The 25,766-nt window shown below is 53.0% G+C and carries 27 protein-coding genes; 3 read left to right on the top strand and 24 right to left on the bottom strand.

Features of this window, described 5'->3' with window-relative positions; translation table 11 throughout:
• Nucleotides 1-38 precede the first annotated feature (38 nt).
• The 3 genes from EVJ21_RS00135 to hflX form a co-directional block, all read right to left on the bottom strand.
• The gene (locus EVJ21_RS00135; RefSeq protein ID WP_131463640.1) at nucleotides 39-443 is read right to left on the bottom strand and encodes a MerR family transcriptional regulator; all 405 of its coding nucleotides are present in this window, start codon (nucleotides 441-443) and stop codon (nucleotides 39-41) included.
• Between the two features lie 93 nt (nucleotides 444-536).
• Nucleotides 537-1,832 carry a methionine gamma-lyase family protein gene (locus EVJ21_RS00130; protein WP_131439743.1) on the bottom strand — a complete coding sequence of 432 codons (1,296 nt, stop codon included), beginning with the start codon at nucleotides 1,830-1,832 and terminating at the stop codon, nucleotides 537-539.
• Nucleotides 1,833-1,835: 3 nt separating this feature from the next.
• Nucleotides 1,836-3,080: a GTPase HflX gene (hflX, locus tag EVJ21_RS00125; protein ID WP_070327140.1), complete on the bottom strand. Its 1,245-nt coding sequence runs from the start codon at nucleotides 3,078-3,080 to the stop codon at nucleotides 1,836-1,838.
• Nucleotides 3,081-3,184: 104 nt separating this feature from the next.
• Between hflX and EVJ21_RS00120 the strand changes: the two genes are divergently transcribed.
• Complete coding sequence (locus tag EVJ21_RS00120; protein ID WP_070327139.1) at nucleotides 3,185-4,180, top strand: tyrosine-type recombinase/integrase; 996 nt, start codon at nucleotides 3,185-3,187, stop codon at nucleotides 4,178-4,180.
• A gap of 38 nt (nucleotides 4,181-4,218) precedes the next feature.
• Here the strand turns inward: EVJ21_RS00120 and EVJ21_RS00115 are convergent, their stop codons facing one another.
• Nucleotides 4,219-4,767, bottom strand: a complete 549-nt coding sequence (locus EVJ21_RS00115) for a GNAT family N-acetyltransferase (protein WP_131463642.1) — start codon at nucleotides 4,765-4,767, stop codon at nucleotides 4,219-4,221.
• Nucleotides 4,768-4,914: 147 nt separating this feature from the next.
• On the opposite strand from EVJ21_RS00115, the gene EVJ21_RS00110 reads away from it, so the two are divergent.
• Nucleotides 4,915-6,072, top strand: coding sequence for an MFS transporter (locus EVJ21_RS00110; RefSeq protein WP_131463644.1), 1,158 nt, complete (start codon nucleotides 4,915-4,917; stop codon nucleotides 6,070-6,072).
• A gap of 64 nt (nucleotides 6,073-6,136) precedes the next feature.
• Here EVJ21_RS00110 and EVJ21_RS00105 read toward each other — a convergent pair whose 3' ends face one another.
• Nucleotides 6,137-6,664 (bottom strand): hypothetical protein, encoded by a 528-nt coding sequence (locus EVJ21_RS00105; RefSeq protein ID WP_131489689.1) that lies wholly within the window; start codon nucleotides 6,662-6,664, stop codon nucleotides 6,137-6,139.
• Nucleotides 6,654-7,469: a hypothetical protein gene (locus EVJ21_RS00100; protein WP_131489688.1), complete on the bottom strand. Its 816-nt coding sequence runs from the start codon at nucleotides 7,467-7,469 to the stop codon at nucleotides 6,654-6,656. The genes EVJ21_RS00105 and EVJ21_RS00100 overlap by 11 nt, the downstream gene beginning before the upstream one ends.
• An 87-nt stretch (nucleotides 7,470-7,556) precedes the next feature.
• Here EVJ21_RS00100 and EVJ21_RS00095 point away from each other — a divergent pair, with 87 nt between their 5' ends.
• Nucleotides 7,557-8,105 carry a DUF4256 domain-containing protein gene (locus EVJ21_RS00095; RefSeq protein WP_131489687.1) on the top strand — a complete coding sequence of 183 codons (549 nt, stop codon included), beginning with the start codon at nucleotides 7,557-7,559 and terminating at the stop codon, nucleotides 8,103-8,105.
• 24 nt (nucleotides 8,106-8,129) lie between these two features.
• Here EVJ21_RS00095 and EVJ21_RS00090 read toward each other — a convergent pair whose 3' ends face one another.
• From EVJ21_RS00090 to EVJ21_RS00005, 18 genes are all read right to left on the bottom strand, one after another.
• The gene (locus tag EVJ21_RS00090) at nucleotides 8,130-8,612 is read right to left on the bottom strand and encodes a hypothetical protein (RefSeq protein WP_131489686.1); all 483 of its coding nucleotides are present in this window, start codon (nucleotides 8,610-8,612) and stop codon (nucleotides 8,130-8,132) included.
• A complete protein-coding gene (locus EVJ21_RS00085) occupies nucleotides 8,612-8,857 on the bottom strand; it encodes a hypothetical protein (protein WP_131463654.1) in 246 nt (81 codons plus the stop codon). Before EVJ21_RS00085 ends, EVJ21_RS00090 begins: the two co-directional genes overlap by 1 nt.
• Before the next feature lie 290 nt (nucleotides 8,858-9,147).
• Nucleotides 9,148-10,329, bottom strand: coding sequence for a glycine C-acetyltransferase (locus tag EVJ21_RS00080; RefSeq protein ID WP_070327133.1), 1,182 nt, complete (start codon nucleotides 10,327-10,329; stop codon nucleotides 9,148-9,150).
• A gap of 15 nt (nucleotides 10,330-10,344) precedes the next feature.
• Entirely contained in the window at nucleotides 10,345-11,421 is a 1,077-nt protein-coding gene (gene tdh, locus EVJ21_RS00075; RefSeq protein WP_070327132.1) for an L-threonine 3-dehydrogenase, read from the bottom strand.
• Nucleotides 11,422-11,590: 169 nt separating this feature from the next.
• Complete coding sequence (locus tag EVJ21_RS00070) at nucleotides 11,591-11,851, bottom strand: stage V sporulation protein S (RefSeq protein ID WP_016509762.1); 261 nt, start codon at nucleotides 11,849-11,851, stop codon at nucleotides 11,591-11,593.
• Nucleotides 11,852-11,877: 26 nt separating this feature from the next.
• Complete coding sequence (locus tag EVJ21_RS00065; protein WP_035386387.1) at nucleotides 11,878-12,672, bottom strand: TIGR00282 family metallophosphoesterase; 795 nt, start codon at nucleotides 12,670-12,672, stop codon at nucleotides 11,878-11,880.
• 48 nt (nucleotides 12,673-12,720) lie between these two features.
• On the bottom strand, nucleotides 12,721-14,283 hold the full coding sequence (gene rny / locus EVJ21_RS00060; RefSeq protein WP_370246299.1) for a ribonuclease Y: 1,563 nt from the start codon (nucleotides 14,281-14,283) through the stop codon (nucleotides 12,721-12,723).
• A gap of 189 nt (nucleotides 14,284-14,472) precedes the next feature.
• Nucleotides 14,473-15,522: a recombinase RecA gene (gene recA, locus EVJ21_RS00055; protein WP_070327130.1), complete on the bottom strand. Its 1,050-nt coding sequence runs from the start codon at nucleotides 15,520-15,522 to the stop codon at nucleotides 14,473-14,475.
• Nucleotides 15,523-15,598: 76 nt separating this feature from the next.
• Nucleotides 15,599-16,825: a competence/damage-inducible protein A gene (locus tag EVJ21_RS00050; RefSeq protein ID WP_131489685.1), complete on the bottom strand. Its 1,227-nt coding sequence runs from the start codon at nucleotides 16,823-16,825 to the stop codon at nucleotides 15,599-15,601.
• 62 nt (nucleotides 16,826-16,887) lie between these two features.
• Nucleotides 16,888-17,466 carry a CDP-diacylglycerol--glycerol-3-phosphate 3-phosphatidyltransferase gene (gene pgsA / locus EVJ21_RS00045; protein ID WP_035386389.1) on the bottom strand — a complete coding sequence of 193 codons (579 nt, stop codon included), beginning with the start codon at nucleotides 17,464-17,466 and terminating at the stop codon, nucleotides 16,888-16,890.
• 29 nt (nucleotides 17,467-17,495) lie between these two features.
• On the bottom strand, nucleotides 17,496-18,350 hold the full coding sequence (locus EVJ21_RS00040; RefSeq protein ID WP_233589550.1) for a helix-turn-helix domain-containing protein: 855 nt from the start codon (nucleotides 18,348-18,350) through the stop codon (nucleotides 17,496-17,498).
• A gap of 48 nt (nucleotides 18,351-18,398) precedes the next feature.
• Nucleotides 18,399-19,175 carry a YmfK family protein gene (locus tag EVJ21_RS00035; RefSeq protein ID WP_071397654.1) on the bottom strand — a complete coding sequence of 259 codons (777 nt, stop codon included), beginning with the start codon at nucleotides 19,173-19,175 and terminating at the stop codon, nucleotides 18,399-18,401.
• 99 nt (nucleotides 19,176-19,274) lie between these two features.
• A complete protein-coding gene (ymfI, locus tag EVJ21_RS00030; RefSeq protein ID WP_131489684.1) occupies nucleotides 19,275-19,970 on the bottom strand; it encodes an elongation factor P 5-aminopentanone reductase in 696 nt (231 codons plus the stop codon).
• Nucleotides 19,967-21,226, bottom strand: coding sequence for an EF-P 5-aminopentanol modification-associated protein YfmH (gene yfmH / locus EVJ21_RS00025; RefSeq protein WP_131489683.1), 1,260 nt, complete (start codon nucleotides 21,224-21,226; stop codon nucleotides 19,967-19,969). Before yfmH ends, ymfI begins: the two co-directional genes overlap by 4 nt.
• Nucleotides 21,223-22,461, bottom strand: coding sequence for an EF-P 5-aminopentanol modification-associated protein YfmF (yfmF, locus tag EVJ21_RS00020; RefSeq protein WP_131463662.1), 1,239 nt, complete (start codon nucleotides 22,459-22,461; stop codon nucleotides 21,223-21,225). The genes yfmH and yfmF overlap by 4 nt, the downstream gene beginning before the upstream one ends.
• Nucleotides 22,462-22,468: 7 nt before the next feature.
• Entirely contained in the window at nucleotides 22,469-23,020 is a 552-nt protein-coding gene (locus EVJ21_RS00015) for a cob(I)yrinic acid a,c-diamide adenosyltransferase (protein WP_131439764.1), read from the bottom strand.
• 53 nt (nucleotides 23,021-23,073) lie between these two features.
• Nucleotides 23,074-24,777 carry a HAMP domain-containing sensor histidine kinase gene (locus EVJ21_RS00010; protein ID WP_071397658.1) on the bottom strand — a complete coding sequence of 568 codons (1,704 nt, stop codon included), beginning with the start codon at nucleotides 24,775-24,777 and terminating at the stop codon, nucleotides 23,074-23,076.
• Complete coding sequence (locus EVJ21_RS00005) at nucleotides 24,777-25,493, bottom strand: response regulator transcription factor (RefSeq protein ID WP_070327120.1); 717 nt, start codon at nucleotides 25,491-25,493, stop codon at nucleotides 24,777-24,779. Before EVJ21_RS00005 ends, EVJ21_RS00010 begins: the two co-directional genes overlap by 1 nt.
• Between the last annotated feature and the right edge of the window lie 273 nt (nucleotides 25,494-25,766).

The following is a 25,766-nucleotide window of genomic DNA, read 5'->3' as shown; positions in this document are numbered from 1 at the left end:
GTCCCCTCTCACATTGTGTAATGGTTTGTGTACTGGCGTCATCGATAAAAACGTGACAACTCTCCTTGGATGAGCGACGTTTTATTGAAACGACCAGCTTCTTGAAGCTGCGTTTTCAATAATTGATGTAACTCTTTCTCGGAAATCTTTGGCGGTTCGCTTGGCGGGGCCGTAGAAGCAGATTGTTCTGTCTCTTTGGCACCGTCGTTGTCGAGCATATGGCGAATCGCCGCCAAGTTGAAGCCTTGGTCAATGAAATCTTTGATTGCGAGTAAACGTTCGACATCATTAAAGGAATAAAGTCGTCGTTTCGATTCCGTCCGACTAGGCGAAACCAGACCCTGTTCTTCGTAATATCGAATCTGCCTGCCTGTCAGTTGCGTCAGATCTTGGACGATCCCAATCGGAAACAACGGGTTGGAGCGACGAAATTGATCGGCCATCCCTTACCCCTCCTTTTCTGTCTCACACTGTGAGAATAATACATGACAACTTTCCTGTCAATAGATGTTAAGAAAGTTAACATGACATTTCGGTTACAACGTTTGAGTTGAATTTTCACGGTCAAATGTGACGAGCCCTTTCGTCCGCAATTGGCTCAAGGCGAGCATTAACGCGACTTTCACGTGCGCATAGGTCAAGCCGCCTTGGACGTATGCCGTGTACGGCGCCCGGAGTGGTCCGTCCGCTGATAGTTCGATCGACGAGCCTTGGATGAACGTCCCGGCCGCCATGATGACGTCGTCCTCATAGCCTGGCATATAGGCCGGTACCGGCAACGCGTGGGCGTTGACCGGGGACGCCATCTGAATGCTCTGACAGAACGCGATCATCTTGTCGCGGTCGCGGAACGTGACCGATTGAATCAAATCGGTCCGCCGTGACGTATAATGCGGATCGGTCTCGAAGCCGAGCAGGCCGAGCAGGCTCGCCGTCAAATGGGCCCCTTTCAACGCTTGGGCGACCGTGTGCGGCGCCATATAAAAGCCTTGATACATCTCCTGCAGCGAATAGAGCGACGGACCGGCCTCGCTGCCGATGCCTGGCGTCGTCATCCGGAACGAGCATCGTTCGATCAATGCTTTCGTCCCGGCGATATAGCCGCCCGTCTTCGCCAAGCCACCGCCCGGGTTTTTAATGAGCGAACCGGCCATGAGGTCGGCCCCGACATGTGTCGGCTCAATCGTCTCGACAAATTCGCCGTAGCAGTTGTCGACGAAGACGAACACGTGCGGGTGCGCTGCTTTGATCGCCGCGATCGCCTCGCCGATTTCTGTGACTGGGATGCTGCGTCGATTGGCGTACCCTTTCGAACGTTGGATGCCGACGAGCTTCGTCTCGGGGCGGATCCGTTCGATCGCAGCCGCGACATCGATTTGATCGTCTTTCAACTCGACCGTATCGTAGCCGACACCGAGTTCTTTCAATGAACCGCGGCCGTCGCCACGGATGCCGACGATCTCTTCGAGCGTATCGTACGGTTTACCCGTGATATACAAGAGTTCATCTCCCGGTAACAACACACCGAACAAGGCAATCCCGATCGCGTGTGTCCCCGAGATGATTTGCGGACGACAGAGGGCGAGTTCGGCCCCAAACACGTCCGCATAGATCGACTCGAGCGTGTCGCGCCCGATATCGTCATAGCCGTACCCGGTCGTCGGATTGAAATGAAAATCCGACACTTTATGCTTCTTGAACGATTCGAGGACACGGTATTGGTTGAACTCCGCCGTTTCCTCGATCGCTTCAAAATAAGGTTTCACCCGTTGTTCCGCTTGCTTGACGAACGGGGCCAATTCATCGTAATGCTCAATCTTTTCTTGCCACATCATTCACACCTCAAATGGTTTCAGCGTCGCATATAGACGCGTGTCTTCTCTCATATAACCGACAAGTTCGACCGAGCCGTCGTCAAGGAAGTTCTCCTCGAGCCGGTACATCGAATCTTTGGCCGGATGGTAATGTTCGAACGAGCTGACCGGCAAGACGACGTGCACTTTCGTCAACACGTCCGAAATCTTGTCCTCGATCGCGCCGATGAGCGTCTCGATATCGGCCGAGTCGAGCGCCGAGATGACGAGCGGTCCACCGACGAAGTCAGCCGTCAAGCGATCTTTCTTGTTGTACACTTCGAGCTGCGGCAACTCACTCGCGCCGAGATCAGACAAGACCGAATTGGTCGTATCGATCTGGTTCATGTAGTGCGGGTTTGACGCGTCGATGACATGAAGCACGAGATCGGCCCCGAGCACTTCTTCAAGCGTCGAGCGGAACGCGGCGACGAGTTTCGTTGGCAAGTCGCGGATGAACCCGACCGTGTCGGTGATCAGCACTTTCCCGCCGCGCGGCAGTTCGAGCTCACGCGTGAGCGGGTCGAGCGTCGCGAACAGTTCGTCCTGTTCGTACGTGTCGGCATCGGTCAGACGGTTGAAAATCGTCGACTTGCCGGCGTTCGTGTAACCGACGAGCGCGACTTGGAACACACGGTTCTCTTTCCGGCGCACACGGTAGCGGTCACGGTGCGCGACCGTGCCTTCAAGTTGCTTCTTGATCTCATCGATGCGGCGCTTGATGTGACGACGGTCACTTTCAAGTTTCGTCTCACCCGGTCCACGCGTCCCGATCCCGCCTCCGAGTCGTGACAACTGTGTGCCTTGCCCGATCAGGCGTGGGAGCAAGTAGTTCATCTGGGCGAGCTCGACTTGGAGCTTCCCTTCCTTCGACTGGGCCCGTCCGGCGAAGATGTCCAAGATAAGTTGCGTCCGGTCGATCAATTTCATCTCGTCCGGGTCGTTCAACGAGATCCGAATGTTTTTCGATTGGGCCGGTGACAGCTCAGCGTTGAAGATGACAATATCCGGCTCGAACTGTTCGATGAGTACGGCGAGCTCCTCGACTTTCCCTTTCCCGATAAACGTCCGGCGGTCGACTTGTTGCCGTTTCTGGTCGAGTCTTGCGACGACCTCACCTTTTGCTGTATCGACCAACTCGACGAGTTCACCCATCGATTGTTCATATGTCCAATCGTCGACGGTCGGTAGCTGACACCCGACGATAATCACTTTCTCTCGTTCCATATACATCCCTCATTCCTAATAAGTCTCATCCTCCATCTTACCACGAATCCATGAATGGAGAACGTCCGTTTGTGGTACGATATGAAGAGAAGGAGGGACGTCCCATGACGAAACGCAGAAAAGAGTACTCGCTCCCCGAGTATATCGAAACGTATTTATATCATCTCGGTGCGAGCGGCCGCCAGCCATCGACGCTGAAACGCTATCGCTACGACTTGATCGACGTGCACAAATACTTCAGCGACCATAACGTCGAACTCGTCACCCCCGAGGAATGGCTCGCCGTCCCGCTCGAGTCATGGAAGACGTTCATCAACGATTTTTTGATCGAAGAGAAACAGTACCAACAGGCGACGGTCGCCCGCATCGTCACCGTCATCAACAGCTTGACCCAGTTTTTGAACCCGCTCCGCAAAAAGATGCTCGCCTATTCGCAACCGGCGCACACGCTCACCATCGACCAGATCGCGTTACAGTCCGAGTTCGACAAGCTCGTCCGGACGATCCGGTCGCCGCGGGGATTGAGCGAGAACCAGCTTCAGGCCCATCCGTACCTCGTCAACCGCAACGCGCTCATCGTCACACTGTTCTACAAATACGGTTTGCGCGTCCATCATATCATCCGTCTGAAAATGAACGACCTACACTTGGCGAGCTACGAGTTCGATGTCTATGACCGGCTCGGTAACAAATTCACGCTGAAGCTGACGCCTGAGGACCAATCACTCCTCATGAACTATCTCGCTGACATCCCGACACCGGTGCGCCCGCGCTGGTACTCGGAAGATCCCGTCTTCGTCTCGTTCGACTTTGCCCGGATGACGTTCCGCTGGGTGTACGCCAAGAATCAGCCGAAACAGCTGACGATCGTCATGATCACGAAGATGATGCGCCAGTTGAACGAGCGCAGCGGCGTCACCCGCTCGGTCACCCCGTCGATGCTCCGGAACGCCCATGTCTTGAAGACGTATGCGACCGACATGACCTCTCTCGAGCGGATGAACGTGACGTGCATGCATAAAGAGTCGTCGCTCCGCCGTTATGAGCAGGCGTATGCCGAGTTCGGTGCCGAGCTGTTCGGTGAAAATGTGACGAACTAAAACCCGCCCTTTTCCGAGGACGGGTTTTGCTTTGTCGATCAATGGGCCCATTCATCTTCTAGTAACCCGTAGACGACATGGTCGACGTACCGGTCGTACAGCCATTCGGCGTCTCGAAGCACGCCTTCTTGTTTGAAGCCGAGCCGTTCCGGCAGCGCCCGGCTCTTCACGTTCCCGGTCGCGACACGGATCTCAATCTTATGTAAGCGGAGTTCCTTAAATCCGTACTCGATGATCGTTTCAAGTGCTTGGCTCATGATGCCATGCCCTTGAAAGTCTTGGCCGAGCCAATAGCCGACCGTCCCGCACTTGATGCCACGATCAAGATCGTTGAAGCCGATCGTCCCGGCTAGCTCGCCTTGATACAGAATCGCGAACGATTTTGGATAGCCACCCGTCTCGATCAATCCTTTGATTCGTCCTTCGATGTTCTGCCGCGAATCCTCAACCGTCTCCGTGTAATCGAGCCACCCGAGCCACTCGCGAAGATATGGCTTCGATGCCATCGTCAGTTCGAACAACGCCTCCGCGTCGTCGACGGTGAACATCCGTAGCTGTAATTTTTCATCGATATTATAAGCCAACATGTTACCGTCCCCCCATCCATCTCCCATTTATTGTGTTCACTGATGATTTATTGTAAGCTATCTGTAAATAATTTGAAAGCGGTGAAAATATGTAATCTGGCTTCATCCATCCCATCCAAAATTGAATAGTCCTGGGGGAGATTTGTGATGAAGTCATTTTACACGCTCTTGGTCAGTCAATGGCTGGCCAACATCGGTGACGTGCTCTATATCGTCGCCTTGATCGCCTTATTGTATCAACAGAGCGGTTCCGCCCTCGCAGCGGCTAGTTTCCCGATTGCCGTCACGATCGGCATGACCGTGAGCGGTCTGTTCTTTGCCCGCGTCCTATCTCGGTTCACGCTCGGTCAGACGCTACTCGTCACGCAATTACTGAAAACAATCCTACTTCTTGCGGTGATTCAGACGGAATCGGTCTACGTCCTCGGTCTTGTCGTACTAATCGCTTTCTTAGACGGGTTCGCCCGTCCGGTCCAGGCGTCGTTCATTCCCCGGCTGACGACAAATCGCCAACAAGCAAACAGTCTCGTCCAAGGGTCGAACCAGTTCATCCAGCTGGCGATGTGGCCGCTTGGGACGATTCTTGTCGCTTCGTTTTCAAGCGAGGTGGCTCTAACCGTCGCTTTGATTTTGTTCACGCTGTCAACGCTCGTCACGTTTCAATTCGTCCATTCGCTCGACCACGATGTGACGGAAACAGAGCTTGAATCGGACATTTCCCTAAAGGACAGCCTCGCCTTCGTGCGAACAGCACCTTATGCTCGACTGATCACGGTGTTCGTCACGTTCGAATCGTTCGTCAGCACACTTTGGATTTCAGCGCTCCTACTCGTCTATTTGGAGCGCCATCTCCACATCGATACGAGCTGGTGGGGAACGATGAACGCGAGCTTCTTGGTCAGTATGATCATAGCGAGCGCTTACCTGTACCGTGCAAAGCGCAACAGTTCGCTCGCCATCAGCTCCGTCTTGTCTGTAGGGGCCGCCCTGTTGTTCGGGCTGACGTCTCACATCGTGTTCGCACTCATCGCGCTCGCGATTCAAGGATACGCCACCCAGCTCCTCATCATCCAGACGAACACAGCGCTCCAAGAGACGACACCGGCCGCACAACTCCCGTACGTCTACAGCGTCCAACAGACGACCTACACGTTCGCCTTCAGCATCGGCAGCCTGACGTTCGGTATGCTCGCGGACGGATTGCCGATTGCGGTCGTCTACTTGATTGGCGCAGGTTTGACCATCCCACTCGTCTGGCTCGGCCGACAAATCGACCAGATGGACGACTTGGTCCAATCCGTGTAATAGTAAGGCGCCTTCTCAGTAGGAGATGGCGCCTATTTGTATTTTCGAATGTTCTACATATCGCTTACGACTTCTCGTAGTAATGCTCCCCGCCAAAATAGATGGTCGGGCTGCCGCGACGGATACAATTCAACCCAATCGCCGTCTCGACAGTCGGGTCCGATATAGTGATGATTTCGAGGACCGTATCCAATCCGCAAATCCGATAGTGACAAAATGTAGCAACATCCGATTTGATGCACTCCCACAATTGGAAATGCGTTTCTTGTAGCTGCTCGAGATAGCCTGATCTTGAATAGCGAACGATTTGATGCCCTTCACATTTGTCGTGAGGCGTCATCACCACCCCATCGGCATACGATTCATCGATGATTTCCATATAGATGACGTCTTTGAAGCAAAGCTTCACGTTCACCATCTCGCTTTGCGGATGAATCCCATTCGCCTCGAGCCGCTCACGGAAGGAGGCGTTCCGTTTCCTAGGGTGGTCGAAGAGCTGTAGATTGAACGTCAAAGTTTTGGGTCCGATGTCATAATTGAAAGCAAACACGTGCATCATCCCGTCATACAGAAACAAATCTTCAAATCTCATTTGAAACCACCTCACCAGGATGTTCATACTGAAACACACCGTACCCATACCCTTGCGTCAAATCGCCTCCGATGAACAATGAGACGGTTCCTGTCTCGGTTGGGATTAGGAATCGAACACCTTCCCACTCTTCATAGTGATCCAGAATTGACACAAGTTGATGGATAGCTTGTTCCGATTGTTGAGAGACATCACAGCTCACCTTATACGTTTTCGGCCACACCCATTTTCTACTAGATTCAACTGTATAATTGCTTCCCGTCCGCTTCGCCCATGACTCAATATCTGATAATAATTTATTTTTGTATAAGACGACTTGGAATGAGATAACACCGAATGTGGTTAATAAGTTCGCAATGAATGCCGCAGGGGCCTTCACTTTCGGTAAACCGAACTGTCTCCAATGGCTATCCGGTGACAAACCATAAGCATCCTCCATTTTCAAAGAATATGTATCCGGATCATGAAACGTTTGCCCGTGCGCGATTAAAAAATCGACAATCGATACGTTAGGGTGGTTTTGCTCGAGTATACCCCCTTCTTCCGTATGTAGCTCGCGAGCGTACGGATCATACAAAAAAACTAGTTTTTCATTTGAATAGATGCCGAACGGTAACGTCAAATCGATCCATCGAAGCTGAATCAATTGTGGCTTCGTCACATGTAAGTTCAGCTCTGAAAAGTCTGTCACCCGGTAAGACGCATGCGGCAGACAACCTGACCAAATCGTTTTGAGTTGAAACAAATCAATTTTCTGGAACGTCTTTGCGTGTAGTTGCTGAACATTTATGTTATCGAAGTTCATCGTGCGTTCTCCTTTCGCTCAATGAATTATAAATGATGACGAAAAATATCTTATACTAAGAGAAACTGCTGAAATGGAGTGAGAAACATGCCCAACCTCTCAAACGAAGAAACAATCGACTTGTTAAACACGCTCAAATCGCGCTTTCAAACCCACATGGAGCGGCATCCCGATGTCGTCTGGTCAGACGTGTTGACGAAGCTTGAGACGAATCCGGACCAGCTCCTTACACTCTCTGAAATGGAACGGACCGGCGGCGAACCTGACGTGATTCGACTTCCGAACGGTGACCTCGCCTTTTGCGACTGCTCACCGGAAACTCCGAGCGGACGACGGAGCCTCTGCTACGATGAGCAGGCGTTAGCCGCACGGAAGAAGAACAAACCAGAGGGGAGCGCCGTCGCGTTGGCCGAAGAGATGGGGATTGAACTATTGGATGAGGTCACGTATCGTCATCTGCAAACACTCGGCGCGTTCGACTTGAAGACATCGAGCTGGATTGCCACCCCGGGAGCGATTCGTCAAAAGGGCGGCGCCTTGTTCTGTGACCGCCGCTATGACCACATCTTCGTCTACCACAATGGTGCGGATTCCTATTACGCGGCCCGCGGGTTCCGAGGGATGTTCATTGTTTGAGCAAGGCCAAGTGCCTTGCTCTTTTTATGTGAATAGCCACTTGAAGACGAGCGGAATGTATTTGACGAAAAAGAGACTCACGAAGAAGAGCGACGGTGCTTTCAACAACCAGATGTACCAGGCATTCTCTTTACGCATCATAATCAACACGATGCCATTAATCAAAGCGTTCTGTGTAACATGAGGTTCGTGCATCCATTTACTTACTAACGTCCCCCATCCTGGAAAGGAATCCAGACCAAACGTTGCCGAAAAATCCGGCGACGTATCGTACTTAATTCGGACGTACCATGCCATCGCATAAACCGAAACGAAAACCGAGGCCCAAATCGTCATCCCTAAAAACAAGAAAAAGTCTTTCCATGACTCCACGTCGATAGAGAACACGACGACCAAAATCCCGATCCCAATCACAACGTTAATAATGAACAGCGGTGAAATCGTCAGAATAGAGAATTCTTCCGCTGTCATAAACGACCCTAAAACTAAACTTGAATGTTGGTCCATCAACGCATCCTCATCGCTTTCACGTGCGGTAACAATGCGTCATACAGTTCGACGTATAGTCCCATCCCCAAGCCGATGCCGATAAGTAACAAGATTGCCCCCAAATGTTTTGTCGTCATAAATATAAGGACAACGTGAATCACAATCGTAGCGATGATGCCATCCACGCTCCCTGAACTATCCGTGATCGCTTTTCCCGGTTTAATCAATAGATAAATGCCCGCTGTCGAAAAAAGTACACTCATACAGGCGATTCCGATAACATCAATCCATAATGACATTCTTTGAACTTTTTAATTCTAAATTCGGTATTTGAAATAAAATTAAATTCTAAATTATTCTTTTTCAAATTTTAGAGTCTGCACCCTCGAATGTCTACCAAAATTTTCAAGACGAACCAGTATAACTTGTTCAAATAGGTCATCTCTTACTCCACGGTTGATTAAGTTGACACGATATATTCATAGATTGAAGAGGATAGTATAGACGTTTTTGACACATAAAAAACTGCAGACAAATCGTCTGCAGTCCAATCTTACGCGTGAAGCGTGACGTTCAACTCTTCGGCGACCGCCTTGAAAGCGGCGAGCGCGCGTTCGAGGTCGTCACGGGTATGTTCCGCCGTCACGATCGTCCGGATACGGGCCTTGCCTTTCTCGACCGTCGGGAAGGCGATGCTCTGTGCGAACACGCCGTGGTCTTTCAGCTTGTCCGAGAACGTGTGCGCGAGCGTCTCCTCACCGAGCATGACCGGCGTGATCGGCGTCGTCGCGTGGCCGATGTCGAAGCCGAGGTCACGGAGACCCGATTTGAAGAACTCGGTGTTCGCCCATAGCTTGTCGAACAGTTCCTCTTCTTCTTTCATGACCCGGATCGCCTCACGGTTCGCCGCGACGACCGCTGGCGGGTGTGACGTCGAGAACAAGAACGGACGCCCTTTTTGGATCAAGAAGTCACGGACGTCGTTCGAACAGGCGACGTAGCCGCCGAGGACCCCGATCGCTTTCGACAACGTCCCGACTTGGAGGGCGACGCGGCCGTCGAGACCGAAGTGGTTGACCGTCCCGCGTCCATTCTGACCGAGGACGCCCGACGCGTGCGCGTCGTCGACCATGACCGCAGCATCATACTTCTCGGCGAGCTCGACGATCTCCGGGAGCGGTGCGATGTTGCCGTCCATCGAGAAGACGCCGTCCGTTACGACGAGCCGCGTCCGGTAGTCTTGCGTCTCTTTCAAGGCCGCCTCTAAGTCTTCAAGGTCGGTATGCTTGTAGATGCGACGGGCCGCTTTCGTCAGACGGATTCCGTCGATGATCGAGGCGTGGTTGAGCGCGTCACTGATGACGACGTCTTCCGGTCCGAGCAGCGCTGATAAGACGCCGAGGTTCGTCGCGAATCCCGATTGGAACACGAGTGCCGCTTCCGTATGCTTGAACTCGGCGAGCTCGCGCTCGAACGCTTCATGCATCTCGAACGTTCCGGCGATCGTCCGGACCGATCCCGTCCCGGCCCCGAACGCTTCGACCGCTTCAATCGCGGCTTGTTTTAAGCGTGGGTGGTTGGCGAGTCCGAGGTAGTTGTTCGACGATAATTGGACGAGCGACTTACCGTTGATCATGACTTCGTTCCCTTGCGCCGATTCGAGCGGCACGAGCGAGCGGAACGTGCCCGCTTGCTTCATTTCATTGACTGCTTCTGTAATATGTTCAAATGCCATATCGATTCCCCCTGTTTATGGTAGTAAGACGACTTTCCCGCATTTCCCGGCCCGCATGAGCTCGAAACCTTGCTCGAACTCCTCGAGCTTGAAGACGTGGGTGATGATCGGTTCGACGTTCAATTGGCCGGACGCGAGCATTGTCGACACTTGGCCCCACGTCTCGTACATTTTACGACCGGTTATGCCTTGGACCCGGATTCCTTTGAAGACGACGTCACGCGTCAAATCGAGCGCGACCGGTCGTGCCGGAAGTGATAACACGTTGACGTCACCGCCCGCCGTCACCATCTTGAACGCCTGGTCGATCGCGACCGGATGCCCGCTCATCTCACAGACGACGTCGATCCCGTCCCCGTCCGTCTCAGCCATGATCAGGTCGAGCGGATTTTGGTCCATGCTGTTGATGACGACGTCCGCTCCCATCTGTTCTGCGAGCTTCAACCGGTACGGATTGATGTCAATCGCATACACGCGGCTCGCACCGGCCGCCTTGGCGACGCCGACGGCCATGAGACCGATCGGGCCGCAGCCGACGATGGCGACAGATTGTGCCGTTACGTCACTTGCGAGCACTGTATGGACCGCGTTCCCGAGCGGTTCTTGAATCGACGCTAGCTTCGACGGCATCGTCTCCGGGTTGACCCATAAGTTCTCTTCCGGCATGACGACATACTCGGCGAAACAGCCTTGTGTGTCGACCCCGATGATTTTCGTATTTTTACAGATATGATACTGGCCACGCAAACATTGTTTACACTGATGGCAGACGATGTGCGTCTCAGCCGACACGGTCTGACCGACTTTGATGCGCTTCGCGCCTTCCCCGAGCGCCACGACTTCCCCTGAAAACTCATGCCCGAACACGTAAGGCGGTTTGACCCGGCTCTTTGCCCAGTCGTCCCATTCATAAATATGGACGTCGGTCCCGCAAATCGATGTCGCTTTCACTTTGATCAATACTTCACCGGCACCCGGTGTCGGAATCGGCACCTCGACCAGCTTTGCCCCAAATCCGGCCGTGTGTTTTTGAATCGCTTTCATAACAGGTGTCGTTGCTTCCTTCTCTGTCGTTGACACGAGCTGTTCCATCGAAAACGTCCCCCTCTTGTCTGTTTGTCGAACTTCACGTTCTCTTTCATCTTGTCATAAAATGACGAAACTGAGAAGATAGAACCTCATTTTTCAACAAAAAAGAGAAGCCATCCGCTCCGATGGCTTCTCTTCACAAGAATAGGACCTATGTCCCGACCGCACAAGCTCATCTAGGTTCGATGATGAGCTTGATGGCAGTTCGTTCTTCCCCGTCAATTAGAATATCCGTGAACGCTGGAATACAGATCAAATCAAGACCGCTCGGCGCGACGAAACCGCGGGCGATGGCGACAGCTTTGATGGATTGATTGAGCGCACCGGCGCCGATCGCTTGAATCTCACACGTTCCTTTTTCACGAAGAACGCCAGCTAATGCACCCGCAACGGAGTTGGGATTCGATTTTGCTGAAACTCTGAGTACGTCCATTCTTGTTTCCCCCTCGGGTAGGTTGTTCAATCAAACCAGACGGTCTGATCATCTAGGTGTATGCGTTCGATCTTGGTCGCTCGTTTCGACTGGTCGTCGATCGTGATTAAAACTCCATTAAGTTGTTCCCGTCCCTCGGCAACTTCAAACCGGACCGGGAGTTGTGTCACAAACTTTTTCAACACGACAGACGCGTCCATGCCGAGGACACCGTCGAGCGGACCGGTCATCCCGACATCAGTGATATACGCCGTCCCGTTTTTGAGCACACGCTCATCAGCGGTTTGGACATGGGTGTGCGTCCCGACGACGGCTTGGACACGGCCGTCTAGGTGATACCCCATCGCGATCTTCTCACTCGTCGCCTCGGCGTGCATGTCGACGAAGATGGCATCGACGTCGTCCCGCACCTCATCGACGAGGGCGTCGACTTTGCGGAACGGACAATCGAGCGACGGCAAGAACACCGTCCCCATGACGTTGATGACGGCAAGCTTCTTCCCGTTCTGCTTGAGCACCATCATGCCGACACCGGGCGTGCCGTCCGGATAGTTGGCCGGACGGACGATACGCTCGGCGTCGTCGATCCAATCAAAGATTTCACGGTTGTCCCATGTATGGTTCCCCATCGTCACGCCATGGAATCCAAGTTCGAGAAATTGTTGGTATATTTTTTTTGTGATACCGCGTCCGTTGGCTGCGTTCTCACCGTTGACGAGCATGAACGTCGGACTATATTTGCTTTTCAAGCGCCCGATTTGTGCTGCCAAGATGTCACGACCCGGTTTCCCGACGACGTCACCGATAAATAAAATCTTCATAAATATTTCCTCCTTCAAAACAGAAAAAGCGGAGAATGTCTCCGCTTTTTACTTCGCATAATCGACGGCACGCGTTTCACGAATGACCGTCACTTTAATTTGTCCTGGATAATCCAGTTCATCTTCGATCCGTTTGCAAATATCGCGGGCCATCTTGTTCGCCACGACGTCGTCGACGACGTCTGGGCGGACGATGATGCGGACTTCGCGTCCTGCTTGGATCGCATATGATTTCTCGACACCTTCGAACGACTCACAAATTGACTCGAGGCGTTCTAAGCGGCGAATGTAACTCTCGAGCGTCTCTTGACGAGCGCCCGGCCGTGCCGCAGACAGCGCGTCTGCCGCTGCGACGAGAACAGCGATCGTCGATGTCGCTTCGACGTCTCCATGGTGCGAGGCGATCGAGTTGATGACGACCGGATGTTCTTTATACTTCGTGGCCAGCTCAACGCCAATTTCGACGTGGCTGCCCTCGACTTCATGGTCGATCGCTTTCCCGATATCGTGGAGGAGTCCCGCTCGCTTGGCGAGCGTCACGTCTTCCCCGAGCTCGGCGGCCATCATGCCGGCGAGGTGGGCCACTTCGACCGAATGGGCGAGTACGTTTTGACCGTAACTCGTCCGGTAACGCATGCGCCCGAGTGTTTTGATAAGGTCAGGATGTACCCCGTGGATACCAGCCTCGAACGTCGCTTCCTCACCGTATTCACGGATGCGCTCATCGACTTCGCGGCGTGACTTCTCGACCATCTCTTCGATCCGGGCCGGATGGATCCGTCCGTCTTGCACGAGTTTTTCTAGCGTCATCTTGGCGATCTCACGACGGACCGGGTCAAATCCGGACAAGATGACCGCCTCAGGCGTGTCATCGATGATGAGATCGATCCCAGTGAGCGTCTCGAGCGTGCGGATGTTACGTCCTTCACGACCGATGATGCGCCCTTTCATCTCGTCACTCGGCAAGTTGACGACGGATACCGTCGTCTCAGCGACATGTTCAGCCGCATAACGTTGCATCGTGAGAGACAACAAGTGTTTCGCTTTTTTATCAGCTTCAAGTTTTGCTTTTTGCTCGATGTCTTTTTGAAGGAGAGCAGCATCGTGAAGCGCTTCCTGCTTCGCTTCGTCCATGATGATGGTTCGTGCTTCTTCTTTCGACAAGGCCGCCACGCGTACAAGTTCTTGACGGGCTTCCTCGTATAATTCCTCCACTTTGCTTTCGAGCGTCTCTGCTTCACGTTTCCGTTTCGCAATGCCCGCCTCGCGTTCATCCAAAGCATCTTCTTTCCGTTCGAGCATGTCTGCTTTCCGGTCAAGAAGCTCTTCTTTTTGAACGAAGCGATTCTCTTTCACTTTCTGCTCTTCGCGACGTTCACGTAACTCTTGTTCCGTCTCATTGCGAAGTTGAATCATCTCTTCTTTTACTTCAAGCCGTGCCTCTTTTTGCATCGCTTCCGATTGTTGTTTCGCTTGCTCCACAATCTTGGTCGCTTCCGTCTCAGCACCTTGAATCTTCGCTTCGGCGATCGATTTACGCACAAAAAAACCTGCAACAAAAGCTATCGGCAAAAGGAGGATCAGAATAAGCCAATTTAGCCATTCCATCATGTTCACCTCCCTTTCGCAAGGTTATTTTATTTTTTTAAGATTGAATGACACGGGGGGACCCGCGCATAGCTTTATTGTACTTATTTACTTGTTAGAATGCAATGCAAGGACAGGATAGAACTCCCAATTCCTTAAAAAATATTGTGATATACAAAAACCCCGCTCGGACGCATCCGGCGGGTCGCTTGCTTAATCTTCTTCGATGAGTGAGAGCACTTCATCACTGTCGGCTTCGACCGTGACCGTCTTCTCACCGTTGAGACCGTAGTGATCGCGAATTTGTTGTTCGATCGCTGCGGCGATTTGTGGATTTTCTTTCATGAACTGCTTCGCATTTTCACGACCTTGTCCAACGCGTTCTTCGTTGTACGAATACCAAGCACCGCTTTTTTGAACGATATCAAGATCGGCACCGATATCGATGAGTTCACCTTCACGTGAAATCCCTAGACCGTACATGATGTCGACTTCAGCTGTTTTAAATGGTGGGGCGACCTTGTTCTTGACGACTTTGATCTTCGTCCGGTTACCGACCATTTCTTGGCCTTGCTTCAACGTCTCTGCACGACGGACTTCTAAACGAACCGACGAATAGAATTTCAAGGCACGTCCACCTGGAGTTGTTTCCGGGTTCCCGAACATGACACCGATTTTTTCACGAATCTGGTTGATGAAGATGACGATCGTCTTCGATTTGTTCGTCGCACCCGACAACTTACGGAGCGCTTGGCTCATGAGACGGGCTTGAAGTCCCATATGTGAGTCACCCATCTCACCTTCGATTTCGGCTTTTGGCACGAGTGCCGCTACCGAGTCGACGACGAGGATGTCGACGGCACCAGAACGAACGAGCGCTTCTGCGATTTCGAGCGCTTGCTCCCCTGTGTCCGGCTGTGACAAGAGCAGTTCATCGATGTTGACACCGAGGTTGTGCGCGTACTTCGGATCGAGCGCGTGCTCCGCATCGACGAACGCTGCTTGGCCACCGCGTTTTTGGACTTCAGCGATCGCATGGAGCGCCACTGTCGTCTTACCTGAAGATTCTGGCCCATACACTTCGATGACACGACCACGTGGATAGCCGCCTGCGCCGAGCGCGATGTCGAGGGCGATCGATCCTGACGGAGTGACGGATACTTGTTGATCTGTATTTTCACCGAGGCGCATGATTGAGCCTTTACCGAATTGTTTCTCAATTTGGCGTAATGCCATTTCTAACGCTTGTTTACGATCACTCATAGATTAATGAGCCTCCTTTGATTTGTATCTTCATTATAAACGAACCCAACCTTTTACACAAGGTTTTTACGAACGTTTATTCGCCTTTTTTCATTCGTTGCCACAATGCCCATAACCCATCCTTGGCCGCGCGCGCCTGGATGACGTTCCGCTGTTGGTGTGGATAGACGCGTTCGATCACTTCCATACCTGACGGCGTCTTCACCCCGATGAACACGGTGCCGACCGGTCGACCCGAATTTGAGACGGGTCCGGCCTCACCGGTGAAGGACAATCCGTAATCCGAATTCGTCTGATCAGCGAGCCCTTGGATCATTTCTAAAGCAACTTGTTTTGAGACGACCGACTGTGACTCAATTGTAGCAAGGGATACCCCTAAAAACCTATTTTTTAGCTTGTCCGAGTATGTGACGACGCCTCCTAGAAAGACTTCTGACGCCCCTGGGACCGCCGTCAGCATCGCTTGGACTTGTCCCCCGGTCAACGATTCAGCGATCGATAGCGTCGCGTGGCGCCGTCTTAGCTCGCGAATCAAATGCGCAGCCAGCGTATCCTCGTCCGAACCGAAATAATAGGCGCCGACACGGGACAGAATGTCTCGTTTGACGCGGTCGATCATCTGCCGGGCCGCGTCCTCGGTCTCCGCTTTCGCGCTGACACGCAGTCGCGCTTCCCCTGATTCCGCGTACGGGGCGACTGTCGGGTTCACCCCGTCCATTAGATCGGATACCGCCTCGTCAAGCGCCGACTCACCGATCTCATAAAAACGTAGTGATTCAGAAACGATCGTCGCACCCGAAAACTTGCTCGGAAACGTCGCTTCGACAATCGCTGTCATCTCGCGTGGCACCCCGGGCAAGAGCAGCCACGTCGTCTCGTCCTCGACCCACATGCCGGGAGCGAGACCGGCCGGATTGTGGAGCACTTCAGCTCCTGATAAAACATCTGCTTGTCTGGCGTCCCCGTCGTTCATGGCTCGTCCCCGCGAGGCGACAAAGCGTCGGATCGTGTCTAAAGACGCTTCGTCCCGAACGAGCGGACGGCCGAGCAAGTCAGCGAGCACTTGTTTCGTGATGTCATCATTCGTCGGACCAAGTCCACCGGTGACGATCACGAGTTCGCTCCGCCGCTTCGCTTGCTCAAACGTTTCTCTCAGGCGATCGAAGTTATCCCCGACCACTACATGATACAGCACGGACAGCCCATATTTCGACAACTGCTCTGATAAGTAACGGGCGTTCGTGTTCGAGATTTCCCCTAAGAGTAGTTCAGAACCTACCGCAATGATTTCGGTCCGTTTCATCGAAGTTCCTCCTTTGATTCAAAAAAAAGACGAGTTGCTCCCACAACTCGCCTGTCGTCGATTTACATCGATTTTACAATGATCTTATAGTTTTGTGCGAAATACTCGGCCCCAGAATAAATCGTCAAGACGAGTGCGAGCCACATCGCCCACTCCCCGAACGGGATGCCGATATAGTTGAAAATCGGGTTGCCGAACAATAAGAAGATGATGGCAAAGAGCTGGACCCATGTCTTCGCTTTACCCGACTTACCGGCTGCCACGACAATTCCTTCATCAGCCGCGACGAGACGAAGCCCCGTCACCGCGAACTCACGTGACAAGATGACGACGACGACCCATGCCGCGACGAGGTCCATCTCGACGAGCAAGACGAGCGCCGCCGTGACGAGTAACTTGTCAGCGAGCGGATCCATGAACTTGCCGAAGTTCGTGACCAAGTTGTGCTTACGGGCCAAGTGCCCGTCAAGCCAATCCGTAATCGCTGCGATCGTAAACACGACCGCGGCGATGAATTGATGGAGCGGTACTTCCGCCCCGAGGAAAGCGATGTCTCCCCAGTTAAAATCTACAGCGAGCAAGACGACGAATACGGGGATGAGCAAAACCCGCAACATCGTCAGGCGGTTAGGTAGGTTCATCGAGAACTCCTCCTCTAGAAGACGTCGACTTATTCAGCGTCGACTCTCTTCACAAATATATTTTGTGTGACCGGAGAATCAGCAAGCTCAAGCTCACGGCCGTTGACGACAATCTTCTCGACGCCACCGATCAAACCGATCCGAATCCGAAGCGTATCTGTTTCGGCACCTTCGATGACGATCGGGTTTTGTTTCGATTGGTTCGGATATTCCGGTGCAAGGAACGCTCCTTCAAGCGATGTATCGCGAACGCCGACATAAGTCGCCGGTGATTCTTTGACGTGAATCTCGGTCGTCAGCTTGTCAGCTGTTGCGATCTCATACGTGAGGTCGGCCCCGTTCGTTTCCGTCACCGCGATCGGTCCGGTTTCTTCTGGCGGCTCTTCCTCGGCCGGTGTTTCTTCGACCGGCGCTTCTTCCGTCGGCTCTTCTTCAGGAACGTCTTCATTTTGATTGATCGTCACGCCTGAAGCCGGTGGTTCAGCCGGTGTCGCGTCCTGTCCGCCTCCAAAATCGAGATTTCTAACGACGTAGTAGACCGCTGTCACAAGCAAGAAGGCGACAAGCACGAGCATGATTTTCGGCACCCATCTTGAGACGCGGCTCGATGTCTCGGAAGCTTTTGAATAAGTTTGCTTACGTGATAATTGAGCGGTCGGTTGCGGTTCGATTTTCGGTAAATCTTTTGCATATGTCTCGTAAAGCTCATCGACATCAAGACCGAGCGATTCCGCATACGTTTTGATGAACGCCCGTGCATAAAACGAACCAGGGAGATTTTTATAATCACCTTCCTCGATCGCGATGATATAGCGTTTTTGAATCTTCGTCGTCTGCTGAATTTGGTCAAGCGTCAGACCGCTCGCCTCACGCCTTTGTTTCAAAAAAGTCCCTAGTTCTGTCAAAGGGGTCCACACCTTCCATTCAATTAATTATTCAAACCATTCTGCTTCACGATTCGTTTCTTGCGGAATGATGATGATTTCATCTTGGTTGTTTCGCAGTTCGATAATATAGTCAAAGTCCTCAAACACGCAATCGGTATTGCGGACGTAAAGATCGGGATGCTCGATCACTTTGACGGCAGGCAGACGCATGACTTCCCGGATCAACTGACGATGACGTTCGTCCATCGTCCGCGTCGAAACGGCGCCGTCGATTATGTAGACGTGATCGCCTTCTCGTTCTTCTTCAAACAGTGACGTCCGGACCGTCTGTTTCATGAGCGTCGACGAGAGAAACAGCCAACGCTTGTTTGCGCAGACGCTCGCCGCGACGATCGACTCCGTCTTGCCGACGCGCGGGTTGCCCCGGACACCGATCAACAGATGTCGTTCTTCTTTCATCAGTTCAGCGACAAAATCGACGAGTACCCCTAAATCTCCACGCACAAAGCGAAACGTCTTTTTGTCGTCGTTGTCGTGTTCGATATAGCGGCCGTGACGGATCGCAATCCGGTCCCTCAGTTTCGGGCGGCGGAGTTTGATAACGACGATTGCTTCCATCTTCCGCAAAATATGCTCGAGCCGATGGACGTGATCGGCGGCCGGTGCCTTGAGCAACATCCCACGACGTTGCAGATCGACCCCGTTGATGGTCACGATCGAGATTTGGAGCATCCCCATCAGCGAGGCGATATCGCCGAGGATACCGGGGCGATTTTGGCAAAGTTCATATTCGAGATACCATTCTTCGAACTTATGATCCATCTCGTCCACCCTTTCCGAATGTAGGCTCGCTACCTTGTTCATTCTAAATTATTTTAGAAGAATTGAAAAGAACTCGTTTCAACCGAGACGACAAAGTTTTTACTGCCAACCGCCATCGACCCGTAACACCGTGCCGGTCACGTAGGACGCGGACGGTGAACAGAGGAAACGGATCGTCTCGGCAACTTCTGTGACATGACCGAGACGGCCGAGCGGAATCTCATCTCTAACGTCTTGTTTCGTCTCTTCTACCGTATCATTCATCGGCGTCTCAATCCACCCCGGCGTGATGGCATTGATGCGAACATTGAACGGGCCGGCCTCGCGCGCGAACGCTTTGACGAAGCCGAGCTGTGCCGCTTTGACGGTCGAGTACATCACCTCTCCGGCCGCTCCGACTTCCCCCCAGACGCTCGAGACGATGACGATGTCGAGCGGGCGATCGTAAGCTTTTTGCCCGACGACGTGTTGAACGAGTCGAACCATCGCGCGCACATGAACGCGATAGAGACGATCGAGTTCAGTGATGTCCGCGTCGACGAGCAGCCCGTAGGCGTGGTTACCGGCGACGTGAATAATCCGATCGACCGCGCCGACCGTAGCGAGCCAGGCGTCTAGCTCCTGGTCGTCGCCGAGGTCGCACGTGACGACTTGTCCTGACAAACCCTCTGTCTTCACGAACGCTTCGAGCGCTTCCGTGTTCGCGTACGCATGTAAGATGAGCTCATCATCGCGAAAGGAAAGGGCGACGGCACGACCGATCGCCCCACTCGCCCCGGTGATGAGTGTCGTCATGGTTTTTTGACGACACAGACGGTCCGTTGATCCGGTTTGAACAATCGGTCATACGTGTCGTATAGGTCTTCAAGCGTGACCGCGTCTAGCAGCTCAGGCAAATCGAACATGTTCCCGCCCGTTAGCGCGTAGCGTGAAAATTGGTTGGCGATGAACTCGGGTGAGTTGAGCGCCTTCAAAAACTGCCCTTTCATCATCCGCTTCTTACGGTCGAGTGTCTCATTTCCAATGTCGAGCGGACGCTCGAGCACCTCGGTGATGCGGGCGACGAACGCATCGACATGCGGTGTCTCCATCGACAGCACGGCGAAGGCGAACGATTCTTCCGACGTATAGTCGAACGAGAAGGCATCATCGATCAACCCTTCGGCGTAAAGCTCTGCATAGAGCGGCGCCGTCGTGTCAAACAAGGCGTGCATGAGCAGTTCGACGGCCAGTTCTTGTTTCATCCCGTCTTCCCCGGCGCGTGGCGTGTCCTTGTAGCCGATCATGACTTTCGGGACTGATACGTCCATCTCGATGACACGCGTGGTTAAGCGGACCGTTCTCGGCTCTTGCACGTGTTCGCGTTCAGTGAGTACAGGCGGTTCGAACGTTTTCGCGGCCTGATTCGAACGGATCTGTTCGAGCACGATGTCAGGGTCGATGTTGCCGACGACGAACAGCGTCATGTTACTCGGATGATAGAACGCTTGATGACACGCATAAAGGTCAGCGGCCGTGATCGCGCTGATCGACTCGATTGTTCCGGCGATATCGATTTTGACCGGATGCGCTTCATACATCGCCTCGATCAAACCGAAATAAAGACGCCACCCTGCGTTGTCTTGATACATTTGAATCTCCTGGCCGATGATGCCTTTCTCTTTCTCGACCGAAGCCTCCGTAAAGTACGGATCTTGGACGAAATCAATCAACGTCTTTAAGCTTGCCTCGACGTTTGACGTGGCACCGAACAAATAAGCGGTCCGGGTGAATGATGTGAAAGCGTTCGCCGACGCCCCGAGCTGTCCGAACTTCTGGAACACATCGCCGTCCTCTTTTTCGAACATTTTATGTTCAAGGAAATGGGCGATGCCGTCAGGTACTTCGATCCAGTCGTCCGTTTTGAAGCGGCGGTCGATCGAACCGTATTTTGTCGTGAATGTGGCGTACGTCTTTTCATATCCAGCTTTCTTCAGCAAGTAGACCGTCAGCCCGTTATCGAGAACGACGTGATGAATCGTCTCACCGACGTTTGGAAAATCTAGTTTCATGCTGTCCCCCCCTTTAAACAATAAATCGCCTTCAGTTTGATTTGACTCGAGAGCGCGGCCACGTCTTCTCGCGTGGTCCGGGCAAGGATGGCCATCTCTTCTTCGAGTGAGAACGGACGGATGTCCGAGCCACTCATCCAGGCGATCAGTTGACGCGGACTGTCACCGAGTTGGCGCCGTTGATGGAACAACATCTCTTTCGTCTGCTCAAGCGTCATGTCATCGAACTCTCCTGCTTGCAGGTCGGCAAGTTGGTCGGCAATGATTTGTTCTGTTTTTACTTGGTTCAAGGCATCGATCCCGGCATAGACGAACAACATCCGGCTGAGCGAACTGTATTGCGACGCCGCATAGTACGCCAAGCTCTCCTTTTCACGGACGTTCATGAACAGTTTCGAGTGTGGGAACCCACCGAACAAGCCGTTGACGACTTGCATCTTGATCGCGTCCTCGCTGCGCGGGTCAACGTTGGCCTCATAGGCGAGGTGAAGTTTACTCTGCTTCACGTCCTGCTGTTCCTCAAGTCGTTGAAACTCTCGGTCGACCGGTTCAGGATACTCTCGGACGAGCGGCGAGCCGAGCGTCTCGAGTGGCAAAAACGCCTCGGTCACTTGGTCACGCGTGACGTCCCCGACGACGTAGACGTCGATGCGGTCGTGCTTGATCATGGACGTGTACGCCTCATAGAGCGATCGCGGCGTCACCTGGTCAAGTTGTTCGAGTGTCCCGAGCGACGGGATCGCGAGTTCTCCGCCGAGCAGTTCTTGCAATCGCTGCTGGGCGAAGCGCATTTTATCATCGTATACCGACTCGATACGTTGACGCTGTAGACGGGATTCTTGTTCGACGATGAGCGGTTGGAACGCGTCGTCGTAAACGTTCGGGCGGAGCAATACTTCTTCTAGTAGCTTGATCGCCTGAGACAGGACCGGTTCCCCGACGAGCCGGTCGTTCACGACTTCTAGTTGGAACTGGATGACATGCTCTTTCCCGACTTTTGACGCACCGGCGAATAGGCTAGCATCATATAATTGTTCGAGCGGTGTATGAAACAGTTCAATCGACGGATACGCCGCCGTCGCTTTTTCCATGACGTACGGCAGTAGCGCCCGGTCGGCAATCGTCTCTGCAGACAACGGCGCCGCGAACGAGACTAGGCACGTCGTCGTTTTGAATTTATCGGTCGGATAGACCGAGTAGTGGAGCTGGTTACGGAATTGTTCGATCCCTTTCATGAATCATCTACTCCTTTTTCGTTTTCGGTTGGAACACGGACGCACCGCGCGCATACTCTTGATCGGGTACGCCCGCCACCACGTTGGCATAACGGGCGGCCGTGAACAAGTAATCGCTTAAGCGGTTATAGTAAGACAATTGACGAACGGCCGCATCGATGTTGACGAGCTCGCGTTCGACGCGGCGACAGACCGTCCGGGCGACGTGCAGACTCGCCGAGGCCACGCTGCCCCCCGGCAGAATGAAGCGGACGAGTTCCGGACACTTCGTCTCTAGTTCATCGATCCACGTCTCGAGCTCGGTGACGATCGCTAAGTCGACTTGCTGCGGCGGATCTTGTTTGTACATCAGTTCTGAACCGAGGTCGAACAGATCGTGCTGGATTTTCGTCAGTTGATCCCGTAACGTCGCGTCCGTCTGGTGCGCGAGCGCGAGACCGATGTGACTGTTCAATTCATCTAACAATCCCATCGCCTCGATTTGCGGGTGTACTTTCAAGACGCGTCCGCCGATCAATGACGTTTCACCCTTGTCGCCTCCACGTGTATATCGCTTCATGTCATTTCCTCCTCTATGCCACAAATGGTGACCCATAGGAGTCACCATTGTCGTTATGATTGCGGTTGGTCGTAAGGGAGCCGAATCGTGAACGTCGTCCCTTCGCCGTACACGCTCGTGACGTCGACCGTGCCATGATGGGCGTCGATGACATTCTTGACGATGGCGAGTCCGATGCCTGTTCCGGTCTTCCCGCCGCTCGTCCGGGCCTTGTCCGCTTTATAGAACCGCTCGAACACAAACGGCAAGTCCTCTTTCGGGATCCCGCTGCCGGTATCGGTCAAACAGATCAAGAAGCCGTCCGCTTCTTCGGTCGCCTCGAGCCGAATCGCTCCGCTCTCGGTGTGGGCGATGGCGTTGCCGATCAAGTTCGTGAACACTTGTTCTAACCGGTCCCCATCCGCTTCAATCATCCGCTTCGGAGCCACGGTCGACAACGTGATCCCTTTCTCGTTCGCCATCTGGTTAAACTTGCGCATCACCCGAGGTAAAAATTCGCCGAAATCGAACGCCGCGAACTGCATCGTCTCTTTCCCTGATTCGATTCTCGCCAAATCGAGTAAATCGTTGACGAGCCGGGCAAGCCGTAACGACTCGTCGTAAATGATCGAAGCGAATTCTTTCGTCGCCTCGTCACTCTCGGTCATGCCGTCGATGATCGCCTCGGAATAGCCTTGGAGCGTCACGAGCGGTGTTCGCAGCTCGTGGCTGATGTTGGCGACGAAGTCGGTCCGCATCTTGTCGAGGCGGTGACTTTCGGTCGTATCACGGATGACGACGACCGCTCCCTCGAAATCTTCCTCCCCGAGGAGCGGTGTGACCGTCAACGTGTAGTAGTGATCGTCTTGCTTCACTTCAATCGTCTTCTCAGGCGCACCGCCGACGACGTCTTCGTAGAGCGCGAGCACGACTTCGTGCGGTTGATCGTCGTGCAATAACGGCTGTGCCTGCGGGTTCGTCACGATCACGTTCGCATGGCGATCGAGCGTGATGACACCGTCTGCCATCGAACGTAGAATCGAAGCGAGCTGCAGCCGTTCGCGGTCGAGCGCGTTCACGTATGTCGACAGCTGGCTGCTCATCGCATTGAATGAGCCGGCAAGTTCACCGATTTCGTCATTCGTCTTCTGGACGAGCCGCAGATCGAACTGTCCTTCACCCGTCTTATTGACGGCATCCCTCATCTCACGCAGCGGGGCCGTGATCCGGGTCGATAAGAAGAAAGCGAACACGGTCGTGACGATGATCGCCGAGGCGACCGTCCAAAAGATGATTGTCCGCGCCCCTTCATTCGCGCTTGAGATCGCATTGAGCGGCTCAATCAAATAGAGTGTATACTCGCCCGTCTCAAGAGAGAATGTCGTCCGATATGCCAAGGCAGCCTGGTCATCGAACGACGAGAAGTTCCCGATCGCCGTCTCCCCTACAGCTTGATAAGGACCCCATGACTGACGTCCGAGTTCGGTCATCAAGCCATCGACTTCCGTGCCGAAGTTCGAACGGACCGACCCGTTCTCTAAAATATAGTTCGCTCCGTACACTTCGATGATTTGGTCGACCGTCCGTGACGAATCGCCTTCCTCTAGCAAGACTGACTGGACTTGCCCACCGAGTTTCGCTAAATGCCCACGTTCCTGATCAATATGGAACGAGTTGAAGAACTCGAGCATTAGGACGGATACGATGAACAAAATCAGGCTGACCAACACGAGGATCGTCAGCCACAGCTTCGTGACAATACTATTGCGGCGGATCATCACTCACTGACGACTTCAAACTTGTATCCGACACCCCATACCGTCGTGATCATTTGGGCCGCGGATGGAGAGACACGGTTCAATTTCTCACGAAGCCGTTTCACGTGCGTGTCGACCGTTCGAAGGTCTCCGAAAAATTCATAGTTCCATACTTCTTTTAACAGTTGCTCCCGCGAGAACACTTTATCGACTTGTTTGGCCAGGAAGAATAATAGCTCATACTCTTTCGGCGTGAGGGCGATTTCTTCTCCGTCGACCGTGACGCGGTGTGCGTCATTGTCGATCGTCAAATGCGGGAACACGATCAAGTCTTTCGACTTTTCGGCCGTTTGCAAAAACTTTGTCGAACCTGAGCGACGGAGTAGCGCTTTGACGCGTAAGACGACTTCACGAGGACTGAACGGTTTGACGATGTAGTCGTCCGCGCCGACCTCGAACCCTTGAACCCGGTCGATCTCCTCACCTTTCGCCGTCAGCATGATGACAGGTGTCGCTTTCGTTTTACGGAGTTCGGTACACACCTCGACCCCGTCCATCTTCGGCATCATCAAGTCGAGCAAGATGACGTCAAAGTCGCCTTCAAGTGCGAGTTGAAGCGCTTCTTCACCATTCGTCGCTTCTTCGATCACGTATTGCTCCCGTTCTAGATACATTTTTAACAGTCGGCGAATTCTTTCTTCGTCGTCGACTACTAGAATTTTTGTTTTATCAGCCATCAACTAAACCTCCCAGAGAACCATTACAAGATGTAGCGAATGTTGCACAATTGTGAACATTTCGCTCTCTTTCATAACTATACCACTCTATTATTTCGCTTAACAACGGTGAGTTGTATGCCCTTACGAAAAAGAAGCCACCGAAGTGAACTGCCCCATAAAAGTTGGACATAAAAATCCAACTTTTATGGGGTGTTTTTATGGTCAAATTTACGAAGGCTTTCAAAATTCATGTGGCCGAACGCTACTTGACGGGCAAAGACGGATGCACAA

It is taken from the genome of Exiguobacterium sp. SH0S2 (assembly GCF_004337185.1).
GTDB classification, from domain to species: Bacteria; Bacillota; Bacilli; order Exiguobacteriales; family Exiguobacteriaceae; genus Exiguobacterium; species Exiguobacterium aurantiacum_A.
Note: the sequence above shows the minus strand (reverse complement) of the source record. Positions and strands in the feature narration are given on the sequence as shown.